Raw genomic sequence first — 18830 nt, forward strand, 5'->3', positions numbered from 1 at the left:
TCAGCATTATAGGTCCACAATTTTTGTAAAAATAAGTATGACCTTGCTAATTCAACTCCAAGTGTTTTTGCTCTGTCGGCTAACTCTAATAAAAAAGCCAGCACAAAAGTGCTGGCTTTTAAATAATTAAAATTGATAGCTCATTGAAAGAGCAATTTCATTTATATCATTCTCAGAGACAAAATACCGCGTATAGTCAACACCTATACTAACTGAGTCAAGTAGTTGATAATTTATACCTGCGCCAAGAAAAAAATCAGTTCCTTCATCCCGTTTGACAATAGTATTTGAATTATCTCTGCGACTGTTTATTTTATATTTCCAATGATACGCACCTAGAAACAGCTCCCCTTTGAGCGATGAGGCTAAATCAACTAAATAGTTAGCTTGAATTGCCAAGCCAGTAGGTAAAGCAGGCGCTTTGTCTGAAAGTTCTGAGTGCGCTTGCTCAGGGTTACTCGTTTCTTTAGAAAAATTAACACTCGCTTCGCCTAAATCAATATATCTAATACCCAACTTCCAATTAGGTTTTAAATTATAAAAAGCACCAACCGACCAACTAATGCTTTCATCATCAATCGCCGTTTGTACCCATTGCTCAGATGAATATGAACTTTGAGCTGTCGCTTGACCTAGGGTTGCAGACACTTGCCAATCTTCCGCGGCTGCTGAACTTGCTAACACACAACTAGTGGATAGGAGAGCAAAACTCGGTAACCGAGACACTCTACGTCTTACTACAAAAGCAGAAACGACGAGTAAGGTGATCATGCCAAGGCCACCACCTGATGATTTATTGCTCACATTAACAGTTTGTTTTAACTCAACGGTTACTGAAACGCTTCCCTGTGATTGCGCACCTTGTGCATCTTTCACAATATAGTTGATCGTATCCATCCCTTCAAAACCAGCCGCGGGGGTGTAGCTCAACGTACCATCGCTGTTAACAACGGAAGTGCCAAATTCTGTGGTAGCCGAAACTAAGAACAGTTCACCTTGTTCTGGGTCGCTGTCATTAGCTAAAACATCAATCGTGATGGTTTCTCCATTGCTAGATGCGCTATCATTTTGTGTCACGGGAGCTTGATTAACTTTAATAGTCACAATTGCAGTACTATTAGCCGTTCCTCCCATCCCATCAGTGATACTGTATTGAATAGTCGCATCCCCGATATACCCGACTATAGGCGTGTAAACAAGCTGATTATTCTCGATAACAACAGTACCGAAATCAACCGTTGCACCGGTAATGGTAAGGGTATCATTATCGATGTCTTCATCATTGGCTATCACATCAATAACGACAGATTCCTCAGCCATAATTGTCACAGCATCTGCATTCGCAATTGGGGCGTTATTTCCTGTGGTTGGCACAGCAACACCACCTGGGTCTACAATACTACCATTGGCAACACCATCATCATCATTTGGACCACCGTCAACAATACGTAGTTGTACACACCAGTCCCCTTCAGATAGCCCTGTTGTCCACTCATTACTACCTGGCGGAGGACAGAAGCCTGGTTCACCTTGCGCTGACAGTACTTCATTGCCGTCAACAATTACAAAGTTCTGCCAATCTCCATTAATTAATTTCCGATAAACAGCATTTACAGGAATAGGTTGTCTCTGCGGTAAAACAATACTGTAGGTATCACCAACTTCTGGTAAACCCGTTGCTATAAAGTCGAATAGCCCTCCAGTATTGCTTGCAGTTGGATCTTCCGGTAATTCTGTTTCTAGCAACTGCAAACCGCCCGTATTATTTTGCGGCACTGTAGCCCCTTTGCGCAGACATACTCCAGGGTCACCTTCTACTAAAAATTGTGACGACTCTAATGCTTGCTCTTGCATTACGTTACAATCAGAGATTGCATCCATAAAATCAGGAATACCGTCATTGTCAGAGTCTACATACCCTTCTTGATCATCAGGTATTAAATCGCCATCGCTATCAACCGCAGTCAGTTCAGGTAGTGACGGTATTACTTCAATATAAACATCTTTCATAGTCGACAAACTTGGTACTGCATTATCTTTTGCAGTAACACGTACCTTGTAAATGCCAGAAGCTACAGCGGCTGGATTAAACTCAAAAATGAACGGATCATTTGAGGTGTTCACAAACTCTGGCGCAGCATCCCACTCAACAGTTACTTCATCCGTTGGATTTGGATCTGATACGTTTGCGGTAATTGTCACCAATTCACCTGAAGCAGTAATAGTGCTGCGTTGTTGATTATTCTGTAAAACTAAAGTCTCAATATTCGGCGCGACGTTGTCTTCGACAATTGTCACCGTTGAAGTAGATTTTGCGCCCTTATTTACAGAGTCACCAAGGGTTATAACAATAGTTTCGTTACCTTCATCACTACTGTCGGCAAAAATCATTAGTGGAATACTCGCCGACACGCCAGCGCTTATAACCAATTCGCCAGATTGTAAATCATGATCAGCGCTGTCCGCTGTACCAGATACAGTGTAAGGAATTACCACAGGATAACTTGGAGCAGGTCCGTTTAAATACACTTTAACGGCATGCTCTTTATCTTCAGCAACTCGACTATCTTTTTGTAATGATACAAGAGGATTGACGTTTAATTGCTGAGTTGTCGTTACTTGTTGACCTTCATTATCCTCGGTTTGCCAGTACACCAAGTGTTTACCCGGTGCAAAAATGGGGGCTCCACGTACGAGCGAAACAGGTAGAGGATTATCTGAGCTATCAAACGCCATTGCTATCCCCAAATCAACTTTGGTGAATAAACCCGTTGCATTGACAGTTAAATCTGCAGGGGCTGTGATTACTGGCATTGCAGACGAGTCATCACTATTGATAGCAATCGTTGCGGTCGCTTCAGCTCGAGCTTTACTCTGATCTTCAATAATATAATTAACAAGAATTGGGCCTTGAGTATTCTCAATTGCTTGATAACTCAACGTGTTATTGTTGATAGATACTGTGCCTATCGACGCTTTTGCACCAATGATACGCAATGCATCGCCATCAGCATCGGTGTCATTTTCAAGTACTGATAATGTATATTGATTATCAGATACGGCTGCAAAATTAAAGTTATCGTCATTCGCCACAGGGACATCATTTACCGCACTTACATTTATCACCACTGAAGCGTCATTAGATGATAATTGTCCATCAGAAACACGATAAGTAAATGTATCATTGCCATTAAAATTTGGACTCGGTGTATAAGTAAAAATCGTCCCTTGTACTTGTACGTTACCATTTTCAGGTTGCGAGATAAGTTCGATAACTAATGAATCATCATTGGCGTCTTGAACATCTGCCACAAAGCTCGTTGTCCCATCTTCTTGGACATTTCTCTGCATGTTATTGGCTACTGGCGCTGCGTTAGTCGCAGTAACAAGGATAGAGAACCCTTCTAAACTTGCTTGTAATGAACCATCACTGACACTAATGACAATATTTTCATAATTACCTACGTCAGTAATATCAGGCGTGCCTGACAGTCTGCCCGTAGAAGTATCAAAACTCAGCCATGCAGGTAGATTAGAGACAGAAAAGCTGAATGTGTCTGAATCAACATCTTCAACGGTAGGCGTGAAACTATAGTTTTCACCTTGCTTCACCTCGATAGGCGGTACACCGAAAATAACAGGTGCATCATTCACTGGATTCACAATAATGTTAAATGCTGGTAGAGCTGATTCAAGTTCACCGTCAGAGACAGTAATAACAATATTATCGTAACTACCACTTTGTCCCTCAATTGGTGTACCTGAGATTGTTCCCGTCGTATTATCAAAACGAGCCCATAATGGTAAGTTCGTAATACTGAACTCCAAGCTATCGCCGTCTGAATCTGTCGCAGAAGGAGTAAAGCTATAAAGCGTGTCTTCATCTATTGAAGTAATAGGTTGACCTGAAATAACCGGTGCATTATTCGACGGAACACTTGGAGGGACAATTGTTACAATAGCCTGATTGGTGCCCGTACTATCTATCAGCCCATCATTAAAAGTATAGTTAAGCGTGACAGTTGAGGCAGGGTTATTAGCATTATTAATGTAGCCAATTGCCTGCAACACACTATCAACGAGAACTGAAGTCGCATTACTGTTGAAAGTAAGTTGTAATGTTCCTGCTGAATTAGTGGTTACCGTTCCCACCACATTGCTATTATAGCTTAGCGCACCGCCTTGAGTTAACACTCCCAGCAACCCTGTGTTAGTAAAGAGATCGTTACCGTTGGCTCCACCCGCTCGCGCGATAGTTACAGATGCACCATCATAATTACCATTGCCGCTATTAAGTGCGTCTAGTTCACTATCTGCGACTGTGACATTGGCATCAATTACGATCGCTGAACCGCCCTCAGTAAACGTGCTTCCTCCATTTAAGCCACTAAAAACAGGGCCACTATTTGAAGATCCAAAAGTAATCACAGTATCACTGCCCGAGTCAGCGACTGTATACACAAGATCACTCGCTGGAGCATTTGTAAGTGAGAGTGATATTTCAGGACTTGAGAAGTCAGTAGCATTGGTATCAATCTCTAGGATACTGCTGCCATTAAAACGCACATTACTGGTTGATAACCCAGTCATACCAGTAATCGTTATTACGTCACCAATACTCAGATCTGTTAGTGTATCGCCATTCAAATCACTTGATTCACCAATGAAGTTATCACTTCCACCATTACCTGTGATGGTATCTGCTCCCCCACCTGGGCGGATAGTATCTGCACCACTACCACCAATCATCGTGTCTGATCCATCTAAGTCAGCAGCGGTAATTTCAAGAACATCGCCAACAAACGCTGAAGCATCAATTACTAGATCAGCAGTTATTGCACTGCCAGTGGTATTAGTAACAGACACTGTTTGTGTATCTGCATTGAAGTTATCAGTTAAATTAATCGTTGCTACATTATTAGTGCCAATTGAGATCCCTTCGATCCCCGTAACATTAGTTGTAGCAAAGTCAAAGGTTCCCCCATCCATAAGGTTTAGTGTTTCAATGCCTGTACTGCCAGTAATGCCAGTTGTAAAATCATTTAAATTTTCAGCATCAACAGCAACACTTGCACCACTCGCTAAGCTGAGCGTTCCTATACTATTAAATACACCACCACTGACGTCTGCACCATCAGTTACTAATAGATTATCAGCAACACTACTATCGCCAGTTAATATGCCACTGTAAGCACTTCCGCCGATAGCAAATGTGATGGCATCTGAAGTTGAATTAGCTGTGACAGATGTCGTACCGCTTAAAATTGTGATGGTTCGAGTATTAGAACTATCATCACCAATCAGATAGTTTTCGATACCTGTTAGTGCTGTTATATCCCCGTCACCACTTAGCGTAATAGTTTCCGAACCACTGGCAGTCAATGTACCGTTAAAGTTTTGGTGCTGGCTGACTGTCATTGCAACATTGGCACCCGATTCTATCGTTAAATTACTTACTCCATTGATAGTTGCAGCAGTAATATCAGCACCAGAACCCAAAGATAATGTGTCCGCAGTCGTATTGTCACCCGTGATTGTGCCTGCGTAAGTAAGCGAACCTAAATCGAAGGTCACTGCATCTGAAGTTGAAGTAGCTGTAACAGAGTGGTTAGTGTTGCTTACTGTCACTGTTCGTGCGTTTGTAGAATCATCAGACAGTGTATAACTTTCAATTGCAGAAATAGTGGTAATATCACCGTCACCTGACAGTGTTAAAGACTCACTTCCACTACCAGAAACTGTTCCGGTAAACGACGATAATTGCGCTACCGAAATTGTAGCTGAACCATTTTCTGCTACTGATAAATTTTCAAAACCACTAACCGTTGCGCCAGCAATATTCCCACTATTGCTGAGTATGAGTGTATCTGTTCCACTTCCTCCAGCCAGCGTTCCCGTTGCATTCAATGTGCCTACATTTACTGTATCGTCACCACTGCTCCCTGTTAGGTTCTGCGCTGCATGACCCAAAGTAAAAGTGTTAGCTGCAGACAATATGTATGTTTCAACTGCACTATTACCCGTTAAACCATCACTTGAATCACTGATAGTGATACTCTCAGTGCCAGCAGCAGTGATTGTTGTGAAGTTATCATGCTGTGCTTCGGTCATCGTCACTGATGCATTATCACTCAAGGACAATGACTCAAAGCTGCTAAGCGTTGCACCACTGATGTTTGCGCCAGTATCCACTCGTAACGTATCTGTACCCGCACCACCTGCAAGCGTACCTGTTGTCGTAAAACCTGCAACATCTATAGTATCAACTCCAGTGCTTCCCGTAACACTCTGCGCAGAACTAGCCAGTGTAAAGCTCATTGCCGCACCCAGCACATAAGACTCGATATCGCTATCACCGATAAGGGTTTGATCTCCATCAGCACTCGATATTGTAAATTGGTTAGTACCTGAGCCATTGATCGTGGTAAACGCATCATGCTGCGTTTCTGTAAGTGTCAAAGATCCATCAGTTTCTGGCGTTAATGTTTCGAAATTAGTTAATGTCGTAAAATTAGCTAGATTAGAGCCTGTTGCTACAGACAAGGTATCTGTCCCCGCACCCCCATCTGCAATTGAACCGACAATATGGCTGGGATCAGCAATAGTCAGTGTTTCATCGTCACTGGTGAAGGTAATTGCTGGAGATAAATTCGTGCCGTTTGTTGTATTAAAACTGGCTGCAGTACTGCTCGCCGCTGTGAGATTACTCACAGAAATAGTCGCTGTGCGAGAAGTACTATTATTTGTACCGTCATTTATGACAACGGTGACGGTTCTAGAAGTTTGATTCGGTGAACTGGAAGTATTGTTGTAAGTGATGGCCTGTAGAAATGTTTGTACTTCTGCTGCAGAAGCAGTTGCGCCCGTTATAGATATTGTATCTTGTAGCGTAATATCAGACGATCCTGAAACTCCCGTCAATGCATCTTGGGCTGATGCACTAATATTTAACCCTTCAGATACACCATCTTGATCGTTTGTAAGACTTACGGTAATGGTTGTTAGCGTGTCGCCATCTGCTTCTGTCACAGCCGCATTCGCTGCAATATTGACCGCACCAGCCCCTTCAGAGAATGATACACTGCTATCGTCACTGCCGCTCGTTGAATCTAAGTCAACTGCAGGTGCAGTGTTACCTGTCGAGAAATTAAAGCTTGTATCATCATTAATACCTGGAAAGCTGTTTCCCGCAGAATCATCAACAGCAGTTGCGTCAATACGAATAGCGTAGTTACGATTACCCGATAAATTATTGCTAGGGTTTATATAAATTTTATCATTTGTAATGCCTATACGACCGGCACTTGGGCTTGTCGTTGTACCATCGCTCTCGGTTGCTACATTAAAAACTTCAAAGTCACTATTGCTACTGACGTCACGAATAGTAATGTTCCCCGTTCCAAGGGATATATTTTCATTAAAATCGACAACGATATTGGCATTTCCTGCAACACCTGTGGCATCATCATTTGGCGTCGAATTTGCCCCATCAAACGCAGGCCCTATACTGTCAATTGTAAAAGCAGTTATCGCCAGTGGCGTATTAGCATTACCCGCAGCATCCGTTATTGTAATCGTACAATTACTGTATGTACCATCGACGAGCGGTGTGCTGTTATCGGTTTCCGTCAGAGTAATAGTTTGGTTACCTGTTGAACTAATCGTTGTTGAGCTTGAGGTGCCACAACTCCCTCCTACTGATAGTGTGCCCGTTTCAGTGGTACTAAATGTGTAGCTCGGAGTACTGTCACTCCCTGGAGTGGTCACTGCGGTCACTTCTGCAACCGCTGGCGCTGTAGTATCCACTGTGAAACTGGTAATATTCAAAACTGAACTAGGATTATTCGCAGCATCGGTCACAGTGATAGTACAGTTGCTGTAGGTGCCATCAGCCAAAGCTGTTGAATTATCAGTTTGAGTTAAAGTTATAGTTTGATTACCTGTACCACCGATAGTTGTAGATGTCGACGTACCACAGCTACCTCCTACAGACAAGGTACCAGCCTCATCGGTAGTAAAGGTGTAGTTAGGCGTGTTATCGTTCGTTGGGGTTGTAACGGGTGTCACTTCACTGATTATTGGTGGGGTTGAATCGGAGGCTACAGGGTTAGTCACCACCATACTCAGAACAGCTATCTCCTGAAAGTCTGTAGTGCCAACCACACCGCCAGAACCATCTGAGGTTGTAGCCCAAGTAACTACTAATGTATCTATATTTTGCCATTCAACATCATCCGACCAAGTACCTGAGCCTCTGGTAAATGTTTCAGCACTGCCTCCCGAAAAAACACTCCATGTTAAATCATCGGTAATAACCGCGCTGCCACTTCGGTAGCCCGTAATAGTAAAAACGTTATCACTAGTGCTACCAGTAGATCTTCGCCCTAAGTACATAGAGTCTAATGAAAAGTTATTTGTAGCGGATAGCTGAAAACCGCCTGTAGAAGCATCGAAAGCGATATTTGATGCCGTATCAAATGGCAGCATTGCAGCATTCGCCGCATATACTTTTTCATCCGTATATACATTGCTACCTTGTAAACCGGTTCCCCAATCGATTGTAAAGTTTGTGCTAGTAGATAGACTGACTGTTGAGGTATAGTCGTTTACTGCCCCCCCTGTATCTACATTGGTATAATCAATTGTTGCAGCCGAGGTTGCTATTGATGCAGTCAAGGTTGTTGATAAACCAACAAGCCTAATAGAATTAGTTATTTTATTTAATCGCATGATACTCAACCTCTAACCTGCGCTTGATACACATAAAATCCCATGATATGAAGCAATTTCTGCTTTTTATCATATTAAACAAATACTTATACAGCATTCTTTGGTAATATTGAAGAAAAAGCTCTTCAACCTTCTAATCTAAAGAACGAGTTTTGCATAAGCCTTTGCAAAACTCGCTCTGTCTGATTTATGAACGAGATGGGTATATTCCCTCCAGTACCATTTGCCAGTTAACTACCTGATATGGACTAACAATACTAAATGGCTCTGAGTTGCCAGTATTCCCCACAACGACATTACCTGACACACCACCACCCTCGACAGTTAACCCCGATATATCAGTCAATGTGGGAGCTGGCGAAAAGCCTTGCTCTTTATAGTACATTTGGCTACTTGTATTCGCTGCCAAGTAAGACTCAGCATCCGGCGTCGGTGTATTGGGGCCGTTTGTTGCAACCTGTAGTCGCCCAGTTGCTTGCGAAGCACCTGTAGACTCAAATATCGCAATATGATTATGCTGCGGCAGTTGCGATAAAGCTAAGGTTCTATATTCGGAACCAAAGCGTTGGCCAAGATTATAAGTAGCACCACCAGGCATATTACCCATACCTAATGGGCTACGACCACGTAAATCAGGTATACCAAACGTCGTTCTTGCATCACCACCATAAAAATCTCCAATTAAAGAGAATAAGGCTGAGTTTTGAGATATTGCCATTAACTGGCCCTGACAAATCGTCCAGTTACGAATTGTAAAATTGCCACCAAATGGTCTCATGGTGCCGATATATGAATCTGCTGACATAATTGGTCCTTAATAATGTTCGAGTTGTAATTGGCGACAAATTGACTTAATAACTGCTTTCAAATGCCTCACCAACTAGGTTACTTGCGATTAAATTAGATATATTTTGTACAACTAAAATCACCTCGTTTATTGAGATTATTTGTTATCTTCTGGTTTACTTCCCACAGGGTGGGCAGAAAATACTGGGGGAACAAACAATTCTGGTAATGCCACCTGACGAACACTTCCAGATGATACTTTTCCTAAACAAACAGTACCTACATCATTAACACTTAAGCTAACGGAAGGATGCTCTGGTTGTGTAGTAAAACGCCAATAAAGCTCAGAAGTCTTATAGCGTATCAATACCATTTGTTCGCATTGATCAAATTCATCTGGCTGTTCACAAAATTTATCGTGGTATTCAGACAGCCGCTGCTCACCCAAAAACTGCACCAACAAGCTCCCCATTCCTGGCACTTTTAAAATTGCGGACTGCCCACGCTCTACAATTAACTCCCCTTTACCCTCAAGTTTGGCGATGGTTTGGGCCAAATCATTGCTAGGCACAGCGCCATCGTTATATGGATATGCTGCTAGGTCATAGCCATAATTATTGGTAAGTTCTATTTTTATCTTCATTTGTTATCTCGCATCTGAAGTGTCATCTAGAGCACCGCGCACATGGAATTACGATAACAGCCCAACCTCTATTGCCTTTCATGCGACTTTGCTCACCATCTTTAAAACTATTATTAACTTGTTGCCTGCGAACCCTGCTTCACTAGATCAAAGAAAATCCTGCATCTAGTCCAAAAAGTACAGCAAATCTATAACCATCAAAGAGCCCTTGCTGTGTGCCAATAACATCTAGACACACAGCACCATCAAGAGTTTTAATAACTAAACCTTCTCGACGACTTAGTTGAATAACAGTACCTGCTTGTACGCCTTTGATATCACATTCAAGCTCACTCGCTTGTAGCAATTGAAACATCTCTTGTCTTAGACAAAAGGTGGCACAGCCAACATCGACATTGCCAGCACGGCACATGTTCACAATTTCCGAAGTGGGCTGTTTACACCAGTTAATAGCCAGCTGCTGCGGTTCGAGCATGGGTGCAAAATGCTCAAAGCATGTGTCTTGCTCACGCCAAGAGATATTTTCTTGCTCTTCTAATTGACAAAAAGTATTGAGCAAATGAGGTAAAGCTTGCGAGACTTTTTGATTTACTATACTTATCGTATCGAAAGGATGAATAGTAAGGTCAATATCGATAGCTATATCTCCGCTATCCACTTTTGATGTAACATGGTGCAACGTAAGCTTAGTGGCTTGTTCACCGTTTCTAATTTGCCAATAAAGGGGGAAAGGTCCACGGTATTCAGGTAGAGGACTAGGATGAATATTGACTAAGCTGCCATCAAAGTAGCTGATCAACGTTTGTTTTAAAATATGTCTAAATAGGTAAATTACACCGCGATTAGCGCCTAGCCTGTCCAAATCCGCTATTAGGGCCATATCGTCATGCTGGTTATACTGTAAAGTAGGGATCTGCGCTTGATGCAGTAGCTGCTGCAATTGCATTAAATCCGGGTTTGGCTCAGCGTCCGCCAAAACCACACATGCTAATTTATTGGTTTGTTGGAGATATTGGATCGCCGATAAACTCTGGCAACTCCCCGTAAACACCGCATACCTTTGCATCATATACTCTCCTGTACTTTTACAGGCACAAAACCCGGTAACCCTGTCAGTTGATAGTAAAACTGAATCGTATCTCCGCTACTAGCAACAAAGTGAGTATGTTCGATGTCTTTAGGTTTAAGATCTATGTAGACGCTATTGTCTGGTCTTGGGTGTGTGATCCCTGAATCATATTGGCCAACCTCTTCTTGCGCGAAGGTTTCTATGTGAGCATAGACCGCAAAAATACGTTTGCTCATATCTTCGACACCCTTAGGTAGTACAATTTGATTCGCAGGGATCACTTTTATACCGCCTTCAAGTTTAAGCTCTTGCATCTCTAACAAAGTAGATTTATTGATCTTAAGGATTTCGCCTAGCTCCACGCGGTCTTGTTGTGCCTCATTAGCTACATTACTTGAATGACTAAACTCTTGAGTTTTCCATTGTTGATTAAACTCAATTTCCCCAACAACCATCATGCCTTTTACCGACACATTTTGCGGGATCATCCAACCGTCTAGGGATAAGTACTTTACTAAATGTTTGGCAATACTTAATTGGCCCTCTTTCGTAAAACCATGTTGCATCGCTTCTAACACTAAAAGATCAATCGCATTTTCTGGCTCAAATATGCTCGCATCGGCCTCTTCAATAAGTGATATATACTCTTCTAGCTGCAAGTCACTCACGAGCTGTTTAAGGGTTAATATTGCACCGGGCTGAATATCCACAAGTGTCACTTGGATTTGACTCGGCTTATAAGTTTGAGTCTCTTTGTAATAACTAAGTAAAGGTAGTAATAAAGGGGCGAAAGGGCCACATGCTGGATACAACACATTAATTGAAGGTTTATTTTTTAACTTACCTTGAATTGCTTTATCAAGCCCGCGTGCATATCCCTTTATCCGGTATATATCCTTTATTGTGTGCTTACAGTTATAGGGTGACATAATCAAACCCGTCGCTGAAATATACTGATGTGTAAGTTGCTCTTGGCTTAATCCCGCAACGGCCATAGACAGCACTGCTTGGTCATACATATTTTCGAATGTTTTCACTAATTGAGTGTGAGGGGCAGTTATTTCAGAAAGTACCAACGTCATAGCTTCAACAAAACTTTGTTGCAATACAACGAGCCTTTGTTCAACACTAATAGAAGTCTTCAGCAATGATTCCAACTGTGTTCTAACAGAGTGTTTTAGTAACACGTCTATCTCAGGGTTAGCGTAATCGTATAAAGTCTTACTGTTTGTACCGTCTATTCTATCCATGTAATAAAAACTCAGATTTGTTAAATTGCTAATACCTATAGTTATAGATAATTTTATCTTTAACTAAACAATGTCACGCTGTTTTAGATCAAAGCGAATTACATCAGTATAGTTTTAATACTGTTATTTACAATTTAAGGGTACACTTAAAACAACAAATTATTTATTACACTTTATTACAGCTCATTGCATTACCAATTACCTAGTGCTACTTTGAAAAAATGGCATAAAATAAATTGATAAAATGAAAATACTATCGGGGTGTGGTAAATATTATTACCCGTATTTATTTGCCTAGGGTTCGACCAATATTTGAAGAAATATCACTGAAAAGCTTGCCATGAACAAATTTGAAAAAATATCTTTTCAGATGGAAAAGAGCGTGTTATTTCATCCTCGAAAATAAACTTTCGAGATCCACGTTTATAGCATTCCAAAAAGTTTTCAGTGTTCATCCCTCATTTTAGACAGGATCTCTAATATGAAAAATTATATTGAGACTATTTTAAGTTTTTTAAGCGAAATAAAAATAGCTTATGAAATGACTGATATTAAGAATAAAACCCTTTTGCCTGGGTTATTTATTCAAAATGAAATTCTTCAAATAGATATAAATAAGCTTAAGTATCCAGGAGATATTTTACACGAAGCCGGCCATATCGCAGTGTGTGAACCTATTTTTCGAAATCAGCTAACGGGTGATGTTTACAAACACGGTCTATCGATTAAGAGAGAGCCTCAAGCAATGCATGGTGAAGAAATCGCCGCTACAGCTTGGTCAGTTGCTGCTGTAAAACATTTAGGCTTACCTATGGAGCTCATTTTCCATGATAAATCCTATAAAGGATCTGCACAAAACCTTTTCGATTTATTTGAAAATGGTGGGTTATTTGGTCAACCGTTATTGCAAGCGTGGGACATGACTTGCCCAAACTCTGGCTTTCCCATTATGCGAGCATGGATAAGAAAAACAAGATGGGTTAATTCGCTTTCTTAATGAGCGACTAAGCGCTTAGTAAAGAGCTAGCTTCTAACAAAAACACTTTATAATAATGGACTTATAGTGCTTGAGCAGGCTCTGTCGCATATAAGACAAAGCCACAACAAAGCTCTTTTAAACTAAACGAGCCTTATTTTTCCCAAGCAGAGAGTACATCTTTCACCAACTCATAGCGCCATGAGTTAAAAAGGTCTGGTCTTGATGCCGCTTTACGTTCTTCATCATCGAGCTTCCAATTCCAGCTGATCAGTTGATTAATCTGTTTTTTAGAGGCCAATACATCTTCAGGAATCCCCTGCTCTTTTGCAGCCTTGGTAATTTTTTGTTTAATGTCTTTAGCGGCTTTTTTATAAGCCGGAAAATCAATTAAACGTTTTAATTGTGCTGGTTGCTCGCTTACAGGGACAGCTTTACCACGTTCAATACATTTTAAAATTTCGACGCCTGAGCGGTTAACTTCCATCGACTCAACACCTGGGACACGGCGAAGTGCATTCAAGCTTGTTGGCTTACGTTTGGCAATTTCGACCATGTTATGCTCTTTTACCACAAAGTTAAGAGCAAGGTTTTTGCGCTCTGCTTTTTCACGGCGCCATGCTGCAAGTTCGCGTAATACAGCTAAATCATGCGGTCGTAATTGCCATGCATTTTTAATGTCTTTGTAAAGCTGATCGGCAGGGGTTTGATAGGCACGTTTTTGCGCAACTAACTCGCTTTCGCTGATCACTATGTCAAAAAAGCCGGCTTCATCAATTTGTTTTTTAATGATTTCAAAACAAGGCAGTAAATGAAAAGTATCGGCAGCGGCGTAATCTAACTGTTTTTCAGTTAGCGGACGCTGTAACCAGTTAGTGCGTGATTCGCTTTTATCAATTTCGATATCAAGCAACTCTCTCACCATGTGCGCAAAGCCCATGCAGTTACCATGACCTAAAATTTGCAGTGCAAATTGGGTATCAAACAGCGGTGTTGGTACAAAGCCAGCATACTTTTGAAACACTTCAATATCTTCTGATGGTGAATGCAGTACTTTTAACACTTCTGGGTTTTTAAGTACTTGCCAAAAATCAAAAAGCGACAACTCAGCCAGTGGGTCAATTAATGCTAAATGCTCACCATCATATACTTGAATAAGTGCAACTTCAGGATACAGTGTGCGACGACGCATAAACTCGGTATCAATTGCCAGTACCGATTTACCTGTAATTTTTTCTACAAAATCATTTAATTGGTTTTGTGTTTCGATCAGTTGATATTGCACTTACACTCCTATAGGAAACATAAAAAAGCCGGCTGATGCCGGCTTTAATTATTTCTTTTCGTCCTTTAAGGCTCTTCTTAGAATCTTACCAACGTTTGTTTTTGGTAATTCATCTCTAAACTCAACGAGTTTAGGTACCTTATAGTTCGTTAAATTATCACGACAGTGCTTTATTATATCTTTTTCAGTTAAAGATTGATCTTTTTTCACAACAAAAACTTTAACTTGTTCACCACTTACCTCATGAGGAACACCAATCGCTGCCACTTCAAGCACGCCATCGTGCATTGCAACAACTTCTTCAATCTCATTTGGGAAAACATTAAAGCCAGATACGATAATCATGTCTTTCTTACGATCAACAATGTAGAAGAAACCTTCATCATCGTAAGTTGCAATATCACCTGTTGCAAACCAACCATCTTTTAAGCATTCGGCTGTTGCATCAGGGCGGTTATAGTAACCTTGCATAACTTGTGGGCCTTTAACCCAAAGCTCACCAGGCTCACCTTTCGCTGCTTCTTCACCATTTTCAAGCATTAGCTTAATATCAGTGCTTGGTGCAGGTAAACCAATGGAACCGTTATAACCCTCAAGGTCGTATGGGCTCAGTGTTACAAGTGGTGCACACTCAGTTAAACCATAACCTTCCATTAATTTGGTTTTCGTTACAGCTTGCCATTTTTCAGCAACGGGACGCTGTACCGCCATACCACCGCCAAGTGACATTTTTAAGCTTGAGAAGTCTAGCTCAGCAAAGCCAGGGGTATTTAGTAAACCGTTAAATAAGGTATTTACCCCCGTCACCGCAGTAAATTTGTGTTGTGCTAACTCTTTTACAAAACCAGGCATATCGCGAGGGTTAGTAATAAGCACGTTCAAACCGCCATATTTCATAAAGGTTAGACAGTTCGCTGTCAGTGCAAATATGTGATAAAGCGGTAATGCCGTAATAACGACTTCTTTACCTTGCTCTAGCACTTTATCTAAGCAACCTGATACTTGTTCAAGGTTACCAACCATGTTGCCATGCGACAGCATTGCACCTTTTGATACGCCTGTTGTACCCCCTGTGTATTGTAAAAACGCTAAATCGTTTAAATCAATATCAGGCTTTTTATAGTTTGCTTCATCACCTGCCAATGCATCTGAAAACTTGATTACATCTGGTAGTGAGTAACTTGGCACCATTTTTTTGATGTGTTTAACAACAAAATTAACAATGTGCTTTTTAAGACCACCTACCATATCACCCACTTGGGTAACAACAATGTGTTTAACATTGGTTTTTGGAAGGGCTTTTTCTAGCGTATCGGCAAAATTAGCAAGAATGAAAATTGCAGCTGACTCTGAGTCATTTAATTGATGCTCTAATTCACGTACGGTATAAAGTGGATTTACGTTAACCACCACACAGCCAGCACGAAGAATACCTAAAATTGTTACGGGTGTTTGAAGCAAGTTCGGCATCATCACCGCAACTTTATCGCCTTTTTTTAGACCTAGGTCGTTTTGAATATACGATGCCACACGTTTTGTCGCACTGTCTAGCTCACTGTAGGTCAACTCTTTACCCATGTTGGTAAAGGCTGGAAGGTCACTATAGTCAGCAAAACTTTTTTCAAACAAGTCGAGTAACGAGTGATAATGCTCAGGGTCGATTGTTTCAGGCATACCTTCTGGGTAGCGCTTAAGCCAGATTTTTTCCACTCTTAGCTCCTGTTTATAATTATATTTTTTAATAACCTTAATCTAACTAAGGCTGTTTCACAATGGAGTAAATACTCTAATGGTGCAGATAATCCCACATTTGGTGCAATTATACAATTAACTTGCTTTATAGTGCTTAATAAATGCATGAATGTGCTCTAAGGTTAATGCAGGATTTTGCATATGGCAATGGTGACCGCCAGGTATCTGATGAATTTTTAACTCCTTGTAATATTTGCCATATGCTTCTAAGTTTTGCTTAACGAACGGGAACCCTTGCTCGCCAAGGATTAGCTGGCATGGTGCCTGAATTTGTTTGATGGTTGCAATACATTGTGCTTCATCAAAACGAAAACCTGAGTGATTTTTAAGCTTAGGGTCCGTTGTTAAATACCACTTACCTGCTTTGTGGTAGCTATTTCTGTCCATCAGTAACTCTGCTTGTGGGTATTCAAGGTCACCACTGGCAAGTCTTGCACTAATAATGTGCGCTTTAGACTCAAATGCTCTGAGCCCTTTAGTACTGACTCTTGCTCTATTTAAAATTGCTTTGCGAAGCTGACTGCTCACATCATTACTGTTTGTTGTGACGCCCCCTATTCCCTCAATAAAATTCACCGATGCCACTTTTTCAGGGAAGCAGCTGGCAAAAACACCTGCAACCATAGCGCCCATTGAATGGCCCACTAAATGCACTTTATTCACTTCAAGTGACTCAATAAACTTATATACGTCATCAATGTAGTCAATAAAGTAATAATGAGCATCGCTACTTCGCCAATCAGATAAACCATGGCCTGGGAAGTCTATACAGTACCAAGTATTATCGAGCTTGGCATTCTCTAACATAGGAATGTAACTATGTGCATTATCAAGCCAGCCATGTAACGCAACAACAGCCTCTTCACCATGGCCAAAGGTTAGGCCACGTAATGTCTGAGTACCAGTTTGAAAAGAAAAAGGTTGCACAATTACTCCTATTTATTAAGCGTTTCAACTTAAAGGCGTTTATTTATCGTCTAGCTAGTATACAATAATCCTCGCAGTATAAATAAGGGCACAATAATAAGGTTACATCAATGAAATTAAAATTAAGTCTTTTAGCATTATTATGCTCAGCAGGCTCAGTAATGGCTGAATCAGCACCAAAAAACATTATTTACATGATTGGTGATGGTATGGGCCCAGCATATACAACTGCATATCGTTACTTTAAAGATGATCCAAATACTAAAGTCGTTGACCCAACTGTATTCGATACCATTTTACGTGGTATGGCACATACTTACCCTGATGATCATACTTATGTAACTGACAGCGCAGCGGGTGCAACAGCACTGAGCAGTGGTCATAAAAGTTATAATGGCGCAATTGCTGTTGATACTGATAAAAAACCAGTAAAAACCATGCTTGAAGTTGCTAAAGAGCGCGGTATGACAACAGCATTAGTAGCTACTTCACAAATCAACCACGCAACACCAGCAAGCTTTGCTTCACACAATGAATCACGCCGTAACTACGACGAGATCGCTAACGACTATATCGATAACAAAATCGCGGGTAAGTTACCGGTTGATTTAATGCTAGGTGGCGGCACTAAATATTATGTTCGTGAAGACCGTAACCTAGTTGAAGAATTCAAAGCAGCGGGTTATCAGTACAGCGATGACTTCGCAGCAATGAGTGACTTAAAACAAGTTCCAGCACTTGGTTTATTCGCTGAAGTGGGCTTGCCTTATGCACTTGACGAAAATCCGACTCGTCTTACGCAAATGACAACTAAAGCACTTGATTTACTTGATGGTCAGAACGACAAAGGCTTCTTTGTGATGATCGAAGGTAGCCAAATTGACTGGTGTGGTCATGCCAACGACATCGCGTGTGCGATGGGTGAAATGGACGACTTTGCTAAATCGATTGAACAAGCAAAAGCCTATGTAGATAAAAACCCTGATACTCTCCTTGTTATCACAGCCGATCACTCAACAGGCGGTTTAACACTGGGTGCTCATGGTCAATATAAGTGGGAAACTGACGTTGTTAAGGGTGTCAAAGCAACAGCGGGTACCATCACAAAAGCCTTGCTTGAAAGCGAAGATTTAAAATCGGTATGGCAAAAGTATTCTGATATCGAGTTTACTGAAGCAAATGCGATTAAGCTCAGCGAAGCGAAGAAAATGGGCGATAAAGCTTTAGTACTCGCAGTTAAAGATATCATTAACCATGCCAGCTTCACGGGTTGGACTACTGGCGGCCACACCGCTATTGATGTACAAGTGTTTGCCTATGGTAAACGTGCTGAAGATTTCTACGGCTCGCAAAACAATACCGCGATTGCCAGTAAGTTGATTGATTTTATTAAAGAGTAAACCTTTTAATCA

The 18830-nt window shown here is 41.1% G+C and carries 10 protein-coding genes; 2 read left to right on the forward strand and 8 right to left on the reverse strand.

Annotated features, from left to right (window positions below; genetic code table 11):
* Window positions 1-126 precede the first annotated feature (126 nt).
* The 5 genes from L3Q70_RS18445 to L3Q70_RS18465 form a co-directional block, all read right to left on the reverse strand.
* Window positions 127-8730 (reverse strand): Ig-like domain-containing protein, encoded by an 8604-nt coding sequence (locus L3Q70_RS18445; RefSeq protein WP_237115682.1) that lies wholly within the window; start codon window positions 8728-8730, stop codon window positions 127-129.
* Between the two features lie 187 nt (window positions 8731-8917).
* Window positions 8918-9535 carry a tail fiber protein gene (locus L3Q70_RS18450; protein ID WP_237115683.1) on the reverse strand — a complete coding sequence of 206 codons (618 nt, stop codon included), beginning with the start codon at window positions 9533-9535 and terminating at the stop codon, window positions 8918-8920.
* Between the two features lie 138 nt (window positions 9536-9673).
* Entirely contained in the window at window positions 9674-10159 is a 486-nt protein-coding gene (locus L3Q70_RS18455) for a hypothetical protein (RefSeq protein WP_237115684.1), read from the reverse strand.
* Between the two features lie 142 nt (window positions 10160-10301).
* Complete coding sequence (locus L3Q70_RS18460) at window positions 10302-11228, reverse strand: formyltransferase family protein (protein ID WP_237115685.1); 927 nt, start codon at window positions 11226-11228, stop codon at window positions 10302-10304.
* The gene (locus L3Q70_RS18465) at window positions 11225-12478 is read right to left on the reverse strand and encodes a hypothetical protein (RefSeq protein ID WP_237115686.1); all 1254 of its coding nucleotides are present in this window, start codon (window positions 12476-12478) and stop codon (window positions 11225-11227) included. The genes L3Q70_RS18460 and L3Q70_RS18465 overlap by 4 nt, the downstream gene beginning before the upstream one ends.
* A gap of 481 nt (window positions 12479-12959) precedes the next feature.
* On the opposite strand from L3Q70_RS18465, the gene L3Q70_RS18470 reads away from it, so the two are divergent.
* A complete protein-coding gene (locus L3Q70_RS18470; protein WP_237115687.1) occupies window positions 12960-13475 on the forward strand; it encodes a hypothetical protein in 516 nt (171 codons plus the stop codon).
* A 133-nt stretch (window positions 13476-13608) separates the two neighbouring features.
* Here L3Q70_RS18470 and rnd read toward each other — a convergent pair whose 3' ends face one another.
* From rnd to L3Q70_RS18485, 3 genes are all read right to left on the reverse strand, one after another.
* The gene (gene rnd, locus L3Q70_RS18475) at window positions 13609-14739 is read right to left on the reverse strand and encodes a ribonuclease D (protein ID WP_062568078.1); all 1131 of its coding nucleotides are present in this window, start codon (window positions 14737-14739) and stop codon (window positions 13609-13611) included.
* A 48-nt stretch (window positions 14740-14787) separates the two neighbouring features.
* The gene (gene fadD, locus L3Q70_RS18480; RefSeq protein ID WP_237115688.1) at window positions 14788-16449 is read right to left on the reverse strand and encodes a long-chain-fatty-acid--CoA ligase FadD; all 1662 of its coding nucleotides are present in this window, start codon (window positions 16447-16449) and stop codon (window positions 14788-14790) included.
* A 117-nt stretch (window positions 16450-16566) separates the two neighbouring features.
* Entirely contained in the window at window positions 16567-17418 is an 852-nt protein-coding gene (locus L3Q70_RS18485) for an alpha/beta hydrolase (RefSeq protein WP_237115689.1), read from the reverse strand.
* 110 nt (window positions 17419-17528) lie between these two features.
* Between L3Q70_RS18485 and L3Q70_RS18490 the strand changes: the two genes are divergently transcribed.
* Entirely contained in the window at window positions 17529-18818 is a 1290-nt protein-coding gene (locus L3Q70_RS18490; protein ID WP_237115690.1) for an alkaline phosphatase, read from the forward strand.
* The last annotated feature ends 12 nt before the right edge of the window (window positions 18819-18830 follow it).

Source organism: Pseudoalteromonas sp. CF6-2, from assembly GCF_021729425.1.
Lineage (GTDB): Bacteria > Pseudomonadota > Gammaproteobacteria > Enterobacterales > Alteromonadaceae > Pseudoalteromonas > Pseudoalteromonas arabiensis.

Bases quoted from the DNA above. Each gene is read 5' to 3' on its own strand.
- L3Q70_RS18445 (WP_237115682.1), bottom strand. From the start codon at position 8,730: ATGCGATTAAATAAAATAACTAATTCTATTAGGCTTGTTGGTTTATCA.
- L3Q70_RS18450 (WP_237115683.1), bottom strand. From the start codon at position 9,535: ATGTCAGCAGATTCATATATCGGCACCATGAGACCATTTGGTGGCAAT.
- L3Q70_RS18455 (WP_237115684.1), bottom strand. From the start codon at position 10,159: ATGAAGATAAAAATAGAACTTACCAATAATTATGGCTATGACCTAGCA.
- L3Q70_RS18460 (WP_237115685.1), bottom strand. From the start codon at position 11,228: ATGATGCAAAGGTATGCGGTGTTTACGGGGAGTTGCCAGAGTTTATCG.
- L3Q70_RS18465 (WP_237115686.1), bottom strand. From the start codon at position 12,478: ATGGATAGAATAGACGGTACAAACAGTAAGACTTTATACGATTACGCT.
- L3Q70_RS18470 (WP_237115687.1), top strand. From the start codon at position 12,960: ATGAAAAATTATATTGAGACTATTTTAAGTTTTTTAAGCGAAATAAAA.
- L3Q70_RS18490 (WP_237115690.1), top strand. From the start codon at position 17,529: ATGAAATTAAAATTAAGTCTTTTAGCATTATTATGCTCAGCAGGCTCA.